The organism is Flavobacteriales bacterium, assembly GCA_016124845.1.
Classification (GTDB): Bacteria; Bacteroidota; Bacteroidia; order UBA10329; family UBA10329; genus UBA10329.
The window spans coordinates 1-15,285 of record WGMW01000009.1; the positions used below are offsets into that span (position 1 = coordinate 1).

The window sequence follows — 15,285 nt, forward strand, 5'->3', positions numbered from 1 at the left end:
ACACTATGACACCGTTGAGGAACTGAAGGATGAGCTCCTACAATATCTCTTTTACTACAACGAAATGAGGCATCATCAAGGAATAAATGACATACCTCTTAACTTTAGAAAATCATTACCGAATTAGTTGACTTTTACAATTGCGAGTGAGGAACGAACGCGGCAATCTCTCACAAAGAACTCAACCAAGCATCAGTTACTCTCTTTTAAACAAAAATGGACTGAAACGAAATCCTTAATAAAAGAAATACAGAGGTTTCATGACAGCAAAGCACCCACTAGTAAACGTACATTGGTAGGCAACTTATCTAAACCCATTACTATGATTAGCTTTTCTCAGAAGGGTCAAGCACTCTCCTTATATCAGCAATTAGAATCGGTGAAAAATCAAACACGGATAAATCAGTTCCAGCTAACCAATCAAGACACTGCTGCTTATCCATTTTTGTATCAGTGAGAAACTCAGTAATTGCGATTACAGTGTTTCTACTTAGACCTAAGGACAAAAATGATAGTTGGGTAGTTTGGGAGACCCCAAACTCAAGCCACAAATTGAGGTCAGGAATATCGTCCAGCAATTCAGGTCGATTAATTTCTGAAATGTAATGCCGTAAAATATCCACATAGCAACTATATTCTTTTGCAAACCTAAACCGGGCAAAATTCTCTACTTGCTCCATAGTGTCTCTACAAACCTTGTCAATTTTCACTTTAGGATCACTCTTTTTATAGCTTCTATATGAGGAGCTAATCAAATAGGAAAGAGGTTTACCACTCATCCAATTGACCAACAATATTGCACGAGAGTAATTTAGCTTCGGTTGGAAATCTGCAAGTGTTTTGCCTATTCTACCAATCAACTTTGTATACTCATCAACAGCAGCAGCATCTTCAGGATAAACAGGGATAAGCGATTCTAATTCATTCTGTTTTGATTCAAAATATTCTAAAAGTTGCTGTTGAGCAATTGGCGAAATTCCAGGATTGCGGAAAATGATCTCACTAGGCACGGCAATCCTGTCTTTCAGAGATTCAAAGATTCCCAAAAGCTTTTTGATAAAATCAGTCTTAGGAACGAGTTTATCCTGTAAGAATCGTGAGTAATAGTATGAAAAAGCAAACTCCAAGTCCTGACGGTTTTCTGCTACGCTCCTTGGAGTATCTTCAAGAATGAAATCAATGAGCTCCTCTTCCTTTATCAAATCAAGAGCTTTTTCTATTCGTTGTTTACGCTTAAAAGGAGATGGCTTTATTTCCCATCTATCTGGCTCTATGCAAACAATATTTCCACTGAACTCCTTACCCCACCTACCAGCACGTCCGGCTAAATTCCAAAAGTCATTTTCATTGAGTGGCTTACCCCTACCCCTTGTTGGTTTTTTAATAAACACAGAGGTCGCTGGTAGATTTACCCCCTCGAGCAAAGTGGATGTACAAACCAAATACTTGATTTGATTCAATTTGAATAATCGTTCTATTTCCTGCCTAATCAGAAGCGGCATATTTCCGTAATGGAAAGCAACTCCTTTACCAAGAACCTTGGCCAACGAATAATCTCTGTGAATTGACGATTTGACCAGTTTAATCAATTCGTTAATCTCAGAATTCTGAGATTCGTCAGGGCTCAACCCCATCAGTATTTTCGCATTACTTTCGGCTTCAGCAGCACCGTTAGCATAAATCAACCCACCTCCTACATTTCCAGAAATGGCTTTTGCCAAAAGCGAAATCTTCTTTGCTTCTGACACAGGTCTATCTTCCAGATTAATCGTTCCAATCTGAACACTCCCTGCTTTGGAGACCAAACTCACGTTCCATAACATCGGCTTTCTTTTGACTGGAGTTAGATACAGAAGATTCTGATTAACAGCGACAAACTCGGTGTTTACAACTGCGCTTGAACCTGAATCTCCGATCCAGTTTAATAATGCTTCAGGATTGGATGTAAAAGGACTTGAAAAGAAAATCCTAACCCGTGGGTTAAGTTCTTTAACCTCCTCAAGCTTTCGTTGCAGTAAAATCCCTCGATTTCCGTTGTCAATTTTATGAGCCTCATCAACAACCAAATAATCAATTGATGAAGTTCCAGGCTGTGTTAAAAACCAATGAAGCCTCTCTTGGGTGAATACGTACAGATTAATCTGAGAATTTGCCGTCTCGTTTAACGGGACCGTTGTTAGATTAACATTTACCAATTCTCTTGAAGTAATGAGTTTTCTCAAATCCTCCTCAACCTGACTGATTAGTGCTCGAGTTGGAACTATGTAAACAATATTGCAGCGACCTGAAACCAACCACTCGCTTAAAAGCTGAGACAGTATAAATGACTTTCCAGCAGAGGTAGGAGCTGAAATACTTACAGCTGCATGCGTTAATGAAGCATCGTAAGCCTCCTTTTGAAACCTGTTGAGGGAAACAACCTCGTTATCAATTATAGCAGAATTTTCAATCCTAGTTCGATTTGTTTGAAGTCGAAATGGTAATGGAAGCTGCTGGGCTAAGTCAGGTTCAATTAGCTGCCTCTTCTTAGCTAATTCTAATGCTGGTTGATTAGTCAGACTCTCAAGGACCACTATTGCACCCGCCTTTTGTTCTGGGCTGGTACTAGCCCTCAAGCATGACTGTGAGATTCGCAGAGCAGCCTCTAAATGTTCACTTTTTGAAGATAAACTCAGAATACTTGCGATGCCCAACAAATTATCCCAATTAATTTTCCCCAACAGGGCTTCCTGACTCTCGCACCAATTTAAATTGGACAAGGTATTACCTACAGAAAATGCTTGAATTGCACCATACTGTCTAGTGAAACTTGGGAGTTCAAATAACTTCTCTGCTATCATCGCGACACGATTTTCAAAAACTGATTTCTTAGGTCTTCAACTGAGGGAAAGGGGATTAGGAAGACGTGTATTTCAAACTTTTCGAGATTGACATGATTTTTAATTTTCGACCCGCTGGTTTTCAACCACGATTCAATTTCAGCTTCAAATAGTTTCTTTATATCAGCAAGAGTCTTTTCATGAGGATTACTCGGATAGTGTTTACTGTCAAAACCAACGAAACAAACACCCTTATACTTTAACTTATTCGAAGCATCATCATCCAAATCGAAATACTTTACAATGGCATCTTCCAATTTAGGGTTGTTAGTATTGTCGAATATGTTTTGAGTAATCAACATTAAATCTCTTTCCTGCACCGAACCTGAGCCATAGGTATCCAACAGAAATCCTTTTAGACTATTAAAACAATTGGTTAAACCAGAATTTAGGGTTTTCTCCATCTTGGACTCTCCCCAATAAAGAGATAAGGTGTCATCTTTTGAATCAAAATGAACATGTATACCATCTGCTCCTTGGTAATGCAGTTTTCCCGAAGTCTTTAAGCTCATTTTACTAATCAGTTGAGGAAATCCGAGGACTTCTTGAACCAGAACATATAGAAGCATTTCTCCCAGTTCACCTGTTTGCTTCAAATCAGTAAACAACATCTTTGCCTTAGCCTGTAATTCCAGAATCTTATCGGTAGAATTAGTTCGAATGAAACTTTCTTTCGCCTCATCAATCGACTTCTTTGGTATTGAATAGTCAACAATTTTGGTTGCTATAAAATCTACAAGGTCTTTAGTTCTTGGATTTCCTTGCCCATCCAATTTGACACAATAGCAGTGTGCGATAGCCTCGGTTTCCGGTATCTCAAGATCTTTCTCAAGACACGCGATCCTGGAATTGATTTTCCCTTCCTGAGAAATAACCAACTCATTGATTGCATCTTCAATCCAACTCATGGCTTTAAAAGTTTTGGTTTCTGTCCTATCTCGGCTAATGCCTGAAATATCGGGTTGGACAAAACCAAAGAAACGAAACGTTTTCCTTGAAATGGATTCGGACAACAAAATGAATGGATACATAATTTGTATTTAAATCACTTAGGGTTTATTCCAAACCACACACTCCAGTACGTAACCTATTTATGTCCAATCTTCTGACGCATGTTTCCAAACGCGTGCCTTCCAGTTCATCTGCCCTAAACACTTCCCGTTTCCATCCACCCGCACCGGCATAGGAATTCGCAATCGGGGTACCCACACTGCGCAGAGGCCGTCAGAACGGGGCGCAGAAGTGAACCCTGAGCTTGTCGAAGGGGAACGGCTTGGCCCGTTCAGGCCGCAGAGCAGTGAAGGGTCGAATGAGGATTCCAAGCCTTGACTTTTTGGTTCCTTTTGGGTCAAGCCAAAAGAACAAAGAAGCACCCCGTTGTAGGGCGTTTACAACTCTCCAAAAGTGGTTTTCCTCCCCCAACAAGTGGTTTGCAATTACCAACGAGAGGTTTTCAATCCCCAAGTACGCGTTTGCAATCACGTCCAGCGCGTTTGCAATAGCCAACAGCAATCGTTCAATCACTAACGGCAATCGTTCAATCGCCAACCAGTTGTTTTCATTCGCCAACATGTGTCGTTGAATCACCAACCAGTGACTTTCAACAACCAATGGGTGACGTTCAACCGCCAACAAATGGCTTACCTTCCCCAAAAAGTAGTTGCTACCCCAGCAACACCCGTTTTCATGGGCTGCATAGCTCACTTCTATTTCAGCACAGAAACACGCGCTGGGAACACATTTCACTTTCAGTTGTTCTTCCCCCAGAAAAATCCAAAACCATCCACCATGAAACTGATCCTGAGCTACGTTCTTACCACCCTTGTCTTCTTCGCCATCGACCTCACGTGGCTTGGCCTCGTGGCCAAAAAGTTCTACTGGCAACAACTGGGCGACCTCCTCAAAGAAAACGTCAACTGGACCGCAGCCATCATTTTCTACCTCATTTACATCGTGGGCATTTTCATCTTTTCCATCCTCCCAGCGGTAGAAAATGATTCCGTAAAACACGCCCTCTTTTACGGTGCGCTCTTCGGTTTCTTCGCCTACGCCACCTATGACCTCACCAACCTCGCAACGCTCAAAGGCTTCCCGCTTAAAGTGGTTTTCGTGGACATCCTTTGGGGAATCGTCCTCACGGGAGCCGTCAGCACAGCAGGTTTCTACATCACCCGCTGGGTACACTAACGCTGCTAAGTATTCAGGCATGTGCAAATCGCCTTCGGCAATATCTTCAGCCACAGAGGCACAGAACACACAGAAGGATCACAGATAAATTGTCCTTCTGCGAAAACCTCTGTGAAACGCTGTGTTTCTGTGGCCAAGAAAATTTCCTTTCGATAGTCCTCAGGTTTCTACATCACCCGTTGGGTACACTGACGCTGCTAAGCCGTTCAGGTACGTGCGAATCGCCTTCGGCAATATCTTCAGCCGCAGAGGCACTGAACACACAGAAGGATCACAGATAAATTGTCCTTCTGCGAAAACCTCTGTGAAACGCTGTGTTTCTGTGGCTAAGAAAATTTCTTTTCGATTGCCCTCAGGTTTCTACCTCACCCGTTGGGTGCAATGACGCTGCTAAGCCGTTCAGGTACGCGCGAATCGCCTTCGGCAATATCCTCAGCCACAGAGGCACAGAACACACAGAAGGATCACAGATAAATTGTCCTTCTGCGAAAACCTCTGTGAAACTCTGTGTTTCTGTGGCTAAGAAAATTTCTTTTCGATAGCTCTTCGGTAAAAGCAGACCTACCAACTTTCAATCAAGGCAACTATCTTGTTGCCCAAATGCTACAACTCACCAAACGATTTCCGCAAAAACGTGCGTTCATCACAGGCGCAGGCTCAGGCCTTGGCCTCTGTCTTTGCCGCGAACTGGCCGCAGATGGCTGGACCATCGGCATGAGCGACATCAACCTCGTCTCCCTCAAGGAGAAAAGCGAGGAAGTCGCAAAACTGGGCGCCAAAACGTTCACCTACGGATTGGATGTTTCCGACAAGGACGCCTACAAGCAGGTCGTTGACCAGTTCCTTTCTGATGTGGGCGGCATCGACCTTTTGGTGAACAACGCAGGCGTTGGCGATGGTGGCTACGTGGAAGAATACAGCCTCGAAAACTGGGACTGGCTTCTCAGCATCAACCTCCACGGGGTCATTTACGGAAACGTGCTTTTCATTCCGCAGTTCAAGAAGCAGAAAAGCGGAGCCATTATCAATGTAGCAAGTGCCGCTGCATTCATGAGTTTGCCCCGAATGGCCGCATACAATGTGGGCAAGGCAGGGGTTCGTTCCCTTTCAGAATCGATGGATGCCGAACTCAACGCCCACGGAATCCAGGTTTCGTGCGTGATGCCCACCTTCTTCAAAACAGCCGTCATGAAGAACGCCCGCGGAAATGCCGAAGAGATTCACATGAGCAAGATGATCTTCGCAACCTCCGAACTGACTCCCGAACGTGTCGCGAAGTACGTTCTGAAGAAAGCTGGCAAAGGACGATTCCACATCATCCTACCGGCAGATGCCAAGTTCTCGTTCTTCATGAAGCGGTTCTTCCCAAGTCTGTTGCTGCGCATCATCCGTTTGGGCGAGAAGAAAAAAGATGTAGTTCGCCAACGCTTAGAATCCCGCTACAACCAAGCCAACAAAAAAGGCAAGGTCGACCACCAGCATTGGGATCAAGTTTTTAAAAACCCCTCCTGACCTCCCCAAAAGGGGAGGAAATTAGAAACCATCTTAGGCGGCTCCTCTCTGAACGGGTTGTGAATCGCAGCAACTCTCCCCTTGGGGGAGATGCCGAAGGCAGAGGGGTCTCTACACGTTGAACCGAAAGTGCATAACATCTCCATCCTGCACCACATATTCCTTGCCTTCTACACGCATTTTGCCCGCTTCCTTCACCGCAGCTTCCGAGCCCAGCGTCACGAAATCGTTGTAAGCAATGGTTTCCGCACGGATGAAGCCCTTCTCAAAGTCTGTGTGAATAACACCTGCGGCTTGCGGAGCGGTCATCCCTTTTCGGATGGTCCATGCACGAACCTCCTTCACACCAGCCGTGAAATACGTTTGAAGGTTGAGAAGCTTATAGGCCGAACGGATCAGTTTGTTCACACCCGCTTCTTGCAATCCCATATCCTGAAGGAATTCTTGACGCTCTTCGTAGGTATCCAAGCTGGCAATGTCTGCTTCCGCAGCAGCTGAGATCAGAATCACTTCCGCGTTCTCATCCGCAACAGCAGCTTTCACTTTCTGGGAATATTGATTGCCCGAAACCACCGAAGCTTCATCCACATTACACACATATAATACAGGCTTCAGCGTCAGCAGATGAAACGTCTTCGCCAACTCCAACTGGTTATCATTCAGGTCGGCCGCGCGCGCAGATTTCCCTTGCTCCAAAGTGGTTTTCAAAATGGTCAGCGTTTCGTATTCCAATTTCGCCTCCTTCTGCCCGATCTCTGCCTGCTTCTTCACCTTCACCATGCGCTTGTCAACGGTTTCAAGGTCTTTCAACTGAAGCTCGGTATCGATCACTTCCTTATCGCGTATCGGGTCAACCGAACCATCCACGTGCACCACGTTTCCATCATCGAAACAACGCAGCACGTGAATGATCGCATCCGTCTCGCGAATGTTACCCAAGAACTGATTTCCCAATCCTTCGCCTTTACTGGCACCTTTCACCAAACCTGCAATGTCAACAATCTCGATATTGGTCGGCACTACGCGTTCTGGCTTCACCAAACCCTCCAATTTCTCCAAACGCTCATCCGGAACGGTGATCACACCCACATTCGGTTCAATCGTACAGAACGGAAAATTAGCCGCCTGCGCCTTGGCGTTGGAAAGGCAATTGAACAAGGTGGATTTCCCAACATTCGGAAGTCCTACGATACCGCATTGTAAAGCCATAGCTCGATTTTTTGAGGCGGCAAAGGTAATGCAATGGTTATATGATTTCCCGCCTTGATGGACTTGGTTAATTTAGCGGCAAATGCGTACCGAATTCCTGTTGCTTATAGCCTTTGCTTTAACTCTAACCGGAGGATTTGCTCAATGTCCTTCCGAAGAACAGATTTCTACAATTATTAAGGTCTTTGAAACCGACAGTCTGCTCGGTTCAAACGAATTCCATGTCTACGATTCAACGGACCGAATTCAATTGAGCAACATTGAATTATGGTTTTACTTTTTCCAGAAAGGAGATAGCGCCAAAGCTGCTCAGCTGTTGAGTGAAGAATTTGCGGATTCTCTCGTTAGTCATACCTGCAAAATCAAAGCACCGTTTGACAACAATCGAGAACCTTATTCTGGCAATAAACTACTGGTTATTTCCCCCTTTGTCCAAATTGATCAGCTGGAATTTGTTGCAGCAGATCTCAAGCGGTCAAAATATTTCTCCTATCGAGGTCTATTCTGCTTTGAACCAGATGGAACTCTTGTAGATTATCGAATTACAGAAACGATTTTCTGATGAAAATTAGCACTCGCCTACTATCAAATACTGTTTTAGTTTCTGTAGGAATCCTTCCGTTACTCCATTGGATGTTCGGACACGTGCATCAGGATGCTTGGTGGGATGAGTTGATCTCGTTGAAGGATTACGCGTTGGTCACGTTTGAAACCACGCGAACTTCCTATCCCGAACCTGGCAATCACATCTTCTTCAACCTGTTCGACAACCTGGTGAGCCGTCTCATTGGCGTTCGGGATTTCTACGAAATGCTCGATAACCTCTGGAAACTCCGACTGGCTCAAGGACTGTTGGCGATTGGAACGTGCGTTTACACTTTCCTAACGGTAAAACGATTCTTCAGCGAGCGCTACGCCAGCCTCGCAGCCATCATTCTGGCCAGCACCATTCCATTCCTGAATTTCTCCTTGCAACTGCGAGGCTACAACATGAGCATGCTTTTCGTCAGCATGGTCATCTACCACGGGTGGAGCTACTTGGAAAGCCGCAAATTGTCGCATCTCATACTCACAGGATTGACCTCCTTCTTCCTACTCTACACCATTCCGAGCAACGTTTATTTCCTGTTTGGACTGAGTGCGGTAATTGGGATTGATTGGCTGCTGCAGTTTCGAGAAAAAGGAGGAAACGAGAAAATGAAAAAGGGGGAAAAGGAAAAGAAACCTTCTCTGTTCTCCTTTCCGCATCTATGGGTTTTGGCCGCCATCGGCATCGGTGCTGGGATCACATTCGTGGCCTATCAACCCGTTATGGAACAATTGCTCGACAACCGTTTCGTGTCGAAAGCTCCACCGGAAAGAGCCTTCGTTCTGACAACTGTTTTCCCTTCGGTGATGAAAGCATTCTTCAGCTTCCGTTGGCTCTTGCTGATTCCAATACTTGGAGGTTTGTTCTTCTGGCTCACCAAGAAAGAACTGGCTTTCGACCGAAGGAAACTGGCTTATGTGCTGGTGGCATTCCTTCTTCCGTTCGTTTTTCTTTATGTACATGATAAAGTTCCATTTGAACGGACATTCGTGCATCTCGCACCCGTTTTCGCCATTCTGCTGGCAGGCATTTCTGCTCTTTTCTTAGAAGGATTGAATCTGAATGAGACCGCAAAACAAGGATTTATAGCGGTGCTTGCCATTTACTGCATGGGCAACTATGTGTGGCAGGAAAGCGAGATCAACATTCATCTCGACAAGAACCTCGAACGCAACAAACGCGAACAGAACATTTACAACGCCTTTTTCCTTGCGAATAATTTTCAACCGCACCGGGCTGTGAAGGAATTCATAGCCTTGAACGACACGAATGCGGCCGTAATGTTGGTGGATGAGTTGGACCGCGTGAGTTACCTCTACTATTTGGAGAAGTACGACATCACCAGCTACGCGATGATTAAGATTCAACCGAAAACGGTGGAGGCACAAGGGCACACTTTCAATCATGTTGGCATGTTCCAAAAGTCGATGGGAAAAGGCAACAAACCCGCGTTCCAACAGATTCCGGCCAACTTGGACGACAAGAACAAACCCTACAACAATTATCTGCTGCTGACCCAAGTGGTTTCACAGATCGAACGCGGTAAGAGCATCTACCTTTTTACGGGTTTCCCGAACAAAGCAGAAAAGGCCTTCGACATGTTTTTCAAAAACCAGATTTTGCTGAAGCGAGAGAATGAGTTCGGCTTTGCCAATCTGTTCAAATTGGAGGTGAGATCCGTTTCCGACCAACCTTGATCCACGGTCATGCTGTCCGCCTTTGGCGGATTCAGCATCTATTCTAAGACTGATCAAAAGACCCTGAAACAAGTTCAGGGTGACGGTAAAATCGCACTGATTGGCTTTTCAAAAGTTATTAACGCGGCTTTGCTCAGCATAGCTGTTACCCTACTTTTGAACCGAACCAATCAGCCATCAAATGCCCTCCAAAGAAGAACTGAAACGCATCTGTTCGCAGACCCGAAGAGACATTGTACGAATGGTGGCTGCACCCGCTTCGGGACACCCTGGCGGTTCATTGGGTTGTGTGGAGTTCTTCGTTTCGCTCTACCACGAGATCATGAAGCCTGACGCGTCCAATTTTACGATGGATGGCAAAGACGAAGACGTGTTCTTTCTTTCAAACGGTCACATTTCTCCGGTTTGGTACAGCGTGCTGGCACGTTACGGTTATTTCCCAGTAAAAGAGCTCGCCACATTCCGTTTTCTGAACTCGCGATTGCAAGGTCATCCAACGACACATGAAGGATTGCCGGGCATCAGAATGGCTTCCGGTTCGTTGGGTATGGGGCTTTCGTGTGGCATTGGAGCGGCACTTTCCAAAAAGCTGAACGGAGAAGACAAATTGGTTTACACGCTTCATGGCGATGGCGAATTGCAGGAAGGTCAAATATGGGAGGCGGCCATGTTCGCATCAGCCAAGAAAGTTGACAATATCATTGCCACGGTTGACGTTAATGGAAGGCAGATCGATGGCGACACGGATGATGTGATCGCACTTGGCGATCTGAAAGCAAAGTTTGAAGCATTCGGCTGGAAAGTATTCTCATGCGATGGCAACAATTTGGATGACCTTTTGAAAACCATGGCAGACTGCAAAGCAGCAACCGGTAAAGGCGTTCCGGTGATCAACCTGATGAAAACCGAAATGGGCATGGGAGTTGATTATATGATGGGCTCGCACAAATGGCATGGCGTGGCACCGAATGCGCAGCAGTTGGAAGTGGCGCTCGGCCAATTGGAAGAAACTCTGGGGGATTACTGATTCCCTTCCTGATAAAATGTTCCTTTTGAGGAAACATATTTCTTGCCTGATGTTAGCCTTGGGATTGATTCTCTGGTCTAACACAAGCTCAGTAGCGCAGGAAAACCCGACCAAACCGCAGAACAGAATCCTATTCGTTTTCGATGGCTCGCAAAGTATGTTCGGCCATTGGGAAAGCGGAATGAAGATCGACATCGCCAAGCAGATGTTGAATGAGCTTTTGGACAGTTTGAAGAATGTAGAAAACCTTGAACTTGCTTTCAGGGCTTACGGGCATCAGAGTCCTTATATATCTGGTTCGCAGCGCGATTGCAAGGACACACGTTTGGAAGTGCCATTCGGAGGTGGCGGTGCTTGGGCCATTAAGAAAGCGTTGGAAAAGATCCAGCCGAAGGGAACAACACCGATTGCTTATAGTTTAGAGCAATCGGCAAAAGATTTCCCGCCATGTTCCAATTGCCGCAACATGATCATCTTGATCACCGATGGAATTGAGGAATGCTATGGTGATCCGTGTGCTGTATCAATGGCGCTTCAATCAAAAGGAATTGTTCTCAAACCATTCGTTATCGGCATTGGCCTTGACCTTGAACTGGTTGACCGTTTTAAGTGTATTGGAAGCTACTTCAACGCAAACACCGAGAAATCGTTGAAAGACGTATTGAATGTGGTCATTTCGCAGGCGCTGAACCCCACTTCGGTGCAAGTGAATCTGCTTGACATTAACGGTGAACCGACCGAAACAGATGTAGACATGACGTTCTACGACTTACATTCGGGCAAGATGGTTTACAACCTCATTCACACCATGAACCATCGCGGGGTTCCAGACACATTGGTCATTGATCCGTTGGCTTCTTACCGAATGAAAGTTCACACGGTTCCACCCGTGTTTAAGGACAGCATCGAACTGACTCCGGGCATTCACAACATCATTGCGGTGGATGCACCTCAGGGCGACCTCATCATGAAAGTGCAAGGCAAGCACGATTACGAAAACCTTCAGGCCATTGTGCGAAAAGGAGGCGATATGAACACGCTAACGATGCAAAAGGTCGGTAGGAAGCAACGCTATTTGGTTGGCACCTACGACCTTGAAATCCTGACATTACCAAGGATGTATGTTTCGGGAGTGAACGTGGCGCAAAGCCATACCACCACCGTGGAAATTCCGCAACCAGGCATGGTTCACATTATGCGTAAATCCAAAGGTGTTGGTGATGTTTTCGTGAAGGATGGAAACTCCCTGAACTGGATTTATTCGCTCGACCCCGAACTTACTTCAGAAAGTATTCCGCTTCAACCTGGAAGCTACAAAGTGGTGTTCCGACCTACGGGTTCGAAGCGCGCTTTCTACACAATTGATCAGGATTTCACAATTTTCTCTGGCAAATCACAATTGGTTGAATTGAGATGATGAACACTTTTGATAAGCCACAGAGACACAGAATGCACAGAGGTTTTCACAGAATGGAAAATCTCGATTTTTCTGTGGAAATCTGTGTTTCTGTGGCTAAAATCATGTCATGAAATACTCAGAGAAAGACTTTCCCCTTCAAAAGGAGACCGACATCATCATCGGTTCAGGAATAGAAGTTCACAAAAGTCTTGGTGCTGGTTTTCTTGAGATTGTTTACAAGGATGCCTTAGAACTGGAATTCAGACAGAGAAACGTGTTCTTCGAAAGAGAAAAAGAATATCCTGTTGTGTACAAGAACGAGATTCTACCTCATTGTTTCTATGCGGATTTTGTAGTATTTGAAAATGTGATCCTTGAAATAAAGGCGAAATCAGACATTGCCAACGAAGACATTTCACAAACCCTCAATTACCTAAAATGCTCCAACTGCAAAGTTGGTCTGATATTGAATTTCGGTAGAACAACACTTGGTATAAAGCGACTTACTCTTTAATGAATACATTGCTGCATTTCTCTGTGAAAACCTTCTGTGCATTCTGTGCCTCTGTGGCTAAAAAACATAACTCATCATGGTAATAGAAAAACTGACCGAAGACCGCGACACACGCTCTGGATTTGGAGCTGGACTTCATGAACTGGGAAAGAACAACGACCAAGTGGTAGCCCTCTGCGCTGACCTTACCGGCTCGTTGAAAATGGATGCTTTCCAAAAGGATTTCCCAGACCGTTTTTTCCAAGTTGGAATTGCCGAGGCTAACATGATGAGCATTGCGGCAGGAATGACCATCGGTGGGAAAATCCCGTTCACGGGAACGTTCGCCAATTTCAGTACAGGTCGCGTTTACGACCAGATCCGTCAGACCATTGCTTACTCTGGTAAGAATGTGAAGATCTGTGCATCGCACGCAGGTTTAACGTTGGGAGAAGACGGTGCCACACACCAGATTCTTGAGGACCTTGGCCTGATGAAAATGCTTCCAGGAATGGTGGTCATCAATCCTTGCGATTACAACCAGACGAAAGCCGCTACACTCGCCATTGCTGAACACGAAGGCCCCGTTTATCTGCGTTTCGGTCGGCCCAAGGTTCCGAACTTCACTCCTGACAATCAGAAATTCGAGATCGGAAAGGCTTGGAAAATCAGCGAAGGAACAGATGTGAGCATTTTTGCAACAGGTCATTTAGTATGGAAAGCGGTTGAGGCTCAGGCCATTCTGGCGGATAAAGGCGTGAGCGCAGAAATCATTAACATCCACACGATTAAACCTTTGGACGTGGACGCCATCTTAGCTTCCGTTAACAAAACAGGATGTGCGGTGACGGCCGAAGAACACCAACGCAACGGTGGCCTCGGTGACGGTGTGGCGCAAACGTTGGCTTTGAACGGTCCGGCACCGATGGAAATGGTGGCAGTGAACGACAGCTTCGGGGAAAGTGGAACTCCTGAGCAACTGTTGGAGAAGTACGGACTGAGTACAGAAAGCATCGTTGAAGCAGCATTGAAGGTCATCGCGAGAAAGTGACATGCTTCGCATGATTTAGCCACAGAAACACAGATTTACACAGAACAAAAAGAGAGGAATACTTTTCAGCGAAACCCTCTGTGTTTTCTGTGTTTCTGTGGCTACTGAAAGTATTTCGCTTCAACACGAAAATTGCAGATGACCGAAAGTGCGGACAAACGACTGTTGGAGCAATTCAGAGACCCTTCGTCTCGGAATTTGGCCTTCAGTGAGCTGGTCAACCACTATCAGGAACGGCTTTATTGGCACATCCGCAGAATCGTCATCGACCATGATGACGCGGATGACGTGCTGCAGAACACCTTCATCAAGGCATTCAAAAATCTGGAACGATTTCGCGAGGACAGTCAACTTTATACTTGGCTGTATCGGATTGCGACCAACGAAAGCATCAGTTTTCTGAAGAGCAAAAGGCGCAACATTTTCGTTTCGTTGGATGATGTCTCGCATGCACTTTCCAGCAAGTTGGAAGCCGACCCGCAATTGAGTGGAGATGCCATTCAAATGAAGTTGCAGAAAGCAATTCTCACCTTGCCGACCAAGCAACGAATGGTCTTCAACATGAAGTATTTTGATGAGATGAAGTATGAGGACATGGCGGAGGTCACAGGTACTTCGGTGGGCGCGCTGAAAGCTTCGTACCATCATGCCGTCAAGAAAATTGAGGCGTACATGAAACAGCAGTTTTAGAGAGTCGTCAACTTTTGGAAAGTTGACGACTCTGGCAGGATTAAACCTTTTAGAAAGACAATTGTCAATGCAACGTGATGAAAACCACAGACAACCATAACGAACCCAAGTTGAACATTGAGGGAATTTCGGAGCAGGAGCTCAAGCGGAATGCTTTCAAAACACCGGAAGGTTATTTCGAAAACCTCACGCCTCGCGTGATGGAAAGCGTTCGGAATTCGGAACGGCCAGTAAAAGCTGGTTGGTCGGTTTGGATGAAATTTCTGCCACCTTCCATTGGAGTTGCGGCTGTTGCTTTGGCCGCGTGGTTTTTCATTCCGCCAACGGCTAACGATACGCCTGATTTTGACACCGTTCTGGCTTCACTGACAGTTGAAGAATTGGCAACTTATGCTGATCTGCAACCTTCGGAATTAGTGAGTTACGAATTGATTGACTACCATCAGGTGGCAATGAACGAAAGCAAATTGACCGATGATGACATCATCGAATATTTGGAAACAGAGGAAGACGTGGAATTGAACACGATCATGAACGAAATAGAGATCTGAG

15 protein-coding genes are annotated in these 15,285 nt (G+C 45.4%); 11 read left to right on the forward strand and 4 right to left on the reverse strand.

The genetic code is table 11. From position 1 onward, the window contains the following. A partial coding sequence (locus GC178_04105) for an IS3 family transposase (GenBank protein ID MBI1286741.1) occupies positions 1 to 127 on the forward strand: 127 nt, incomplete at its 5' end. A 199-nt stretch (positions 128 to 326) separates the two neighbouring features. Here the strand turns inward: GC178_04105 and GC178_04110 are convergent. The 3 genes from GC178_04110 to GC178_04120 form a co-directional block, all read right to left on the reverse strand. Next, the gene (locus GC178_04110; protein ID MBI1286742.1) at positions 327 to 2,840 is read right to left on the reverse strand and encodes a DEAD/DEAH box helicase; all 2,514 of its coding nucleotides are present in this window, start codon (positions 2,838 to 2,840) and stop codon (positions 327 to 329) included. Next, a complete protein-coding gene (locus GC178_04115; GenBank protein MBI1286743.1) occupies positions 2,837 to 3,910 on the reverse strand; it encodes a DUF1837 domain-containing protein in 1,074 nt (357 codons plus the stop codon). The genes GC178_04110 and GC178_04115 overlap by 4 nt, the downstream gene beginning before the upstream one ends. A 193-nt stretch (positions 3,911 to 4,103) precedes the next feature. Continuing rightward, on the reverse strand, positions 4,104 to 4,511 hold the full coding sequence (locus GC178_04120) for a hypothetical protein (protein MBI1286744.1): 408 nt from the start codon (positions 4,509 to 4,511) through the stop codon (positions 4,104 to 4,106). 156 nt (positions 4,512 to 4,667) lie between these two features. Here GC178_04120 and GC178_04125 point away from each other — a divergent pair, with 156 nt between their 5' ends. Together GC178_04125 and GC178_04130 are read left to right on the forward strand one after the other, a co-directional pair. Further along, positions 4,668 to 5,066 carry a DUF2177 family protein gene (locus GC178_04125; protein ID MBI1286745.1) on the forward strand — a complete coding sequence of 133 codons (399 nt, stop codon included), beginning with the start codon at positions 4,668 to 4,670 and terminating at the stop codon, positions 5,064 to 5,066. 600 nt (positions 5,067 to 5,666) lie between these two features. Then, the gene (locus GC178_04130) at positions 5,667 to 6,578 is read left to right on the forward strand and encodes an SDR family NAD(P)-dependent oxidoreductase (GenBank protein ID MBI1286746.1); all 912 of its coding nucleotides are present in this window, start codon (positions 5,667 to 5,669) and stop codon (positions 6,576 to 6,578) included. Between the two features lie 111 nt (positions 6,579 to 6,689). Here the strand turns inward: GC178_04130 and ychF are convergent, their stop codons facing one another. Next, a complete protein-coding gene (gene ychF, locus GC178_04135) occupies positions 6,690 to 7,787 on the reverse strand; it encodes a redox-regulated ATPase YchF (GenBank protein MBI1286747.1) in 1,098 nt (365 codons plus the stop codon). Positions 7,788 to 7,869: 82 nt separating this feature from the next. Between ychF and GC178_04140 the strand changes: the two genes are divergently transcribed. The 8 genes from GC178_04140 (at position 7,870) to GC178_04175 (ending at position 15,284) form a co-directional block, all read left to right on the forward strand. After that, a complete protein-coding gene (locus tag GC178_04140) occupies positions 7,870 to 8,349 on the forward strand; it encodes a hypothetical protein (protein MBI1286748.1) in 480 nt (159 codons plus the stop codon). Next, a complete protein-coding gene (locus GC178_04145) occupies positions 8,349 to 10,073 on the forward strand; it encodes a hypothetical protein (GenBank protein MBI1286749.1) in 1,725 nt (574 codons plus the stop codon). The genes GC178_04140 and GC178_04145 overlap by 1 nt, the downstream gene beginning before the upstream one ends. A gap of 181 nt (positions 10,074 to 10,254) precedes the next feature. Then, a complete protein-coding gene (locus GC178_04150) occupies positions 10,255 to 11,100 on the forward strand; it encodes a transketolase (protein ID MBI1286750.1) in 846 nt (281 codons plus the stop codon). Beyond that, complete coding sequence (locus tag GC178_04155; GenBank protein MBI1286751.1) at positions 11,027 to 12,517, forward strand: VWA domain-containing protein; 1,491 nt, start codon at positions 11,027 to 11,029, stop codon at positions 12,515 to 12,517. Before GC178_04150 ends, GC178_04155 begins: the two co-directional genes overlap by 74 nt. A gap of 109 nt (positions 12,518 to 12,626) precedes the next feature. Continuing rightward, a complete protein-coding gene (locus GC178_04160) occupies positions 12,627 to 13,013 on the forward strand; it encodes a GxxExxY protein (protein MBI1286752.1) in 387 nt (128 codons plus the stop codon). A 76-nt stretch (positions 13,014 to 13,089) separates the two neighbouring features. Further along, a complete protein-coding gene (locus GC178_04165; protein MBI1286753.1) occupies positions 13,090 to 14,043 on the forward strand; it encodes a transketolase family protein in 954 nt (317 codons plus the stop codon). A gap of 138 nt (positions 14,044 to 14,181) precedes the next feature. Next, on the forward strand, positions 14,182 to 14,733 hold the full coding sequence (locus GC178_04170) for a sigma-70 family RNA polymerase sigma factor (GenBank protein ID MBI1286754.1): 552 nt from the start codon (positions 14,182 to 14,184) through the stop codon (positions 14,731 to 14,733). Positions 14,734 to 14,810: 77 nt separating this feature from the next. After that, positions 14,811 to 15,284 carry a hypothetical protein gene (locus GC178_04175; protein MBI1286755.1) on the forward strand — a complete coding sequence of 158 codons (474 nt, stop codon included), beginning with the start codon at positions 14,811 to 14,813 and terminating at the stop codon, positions 15,282 to 15,284. Position 15,285: the final 1 nt, after the last annotated feature.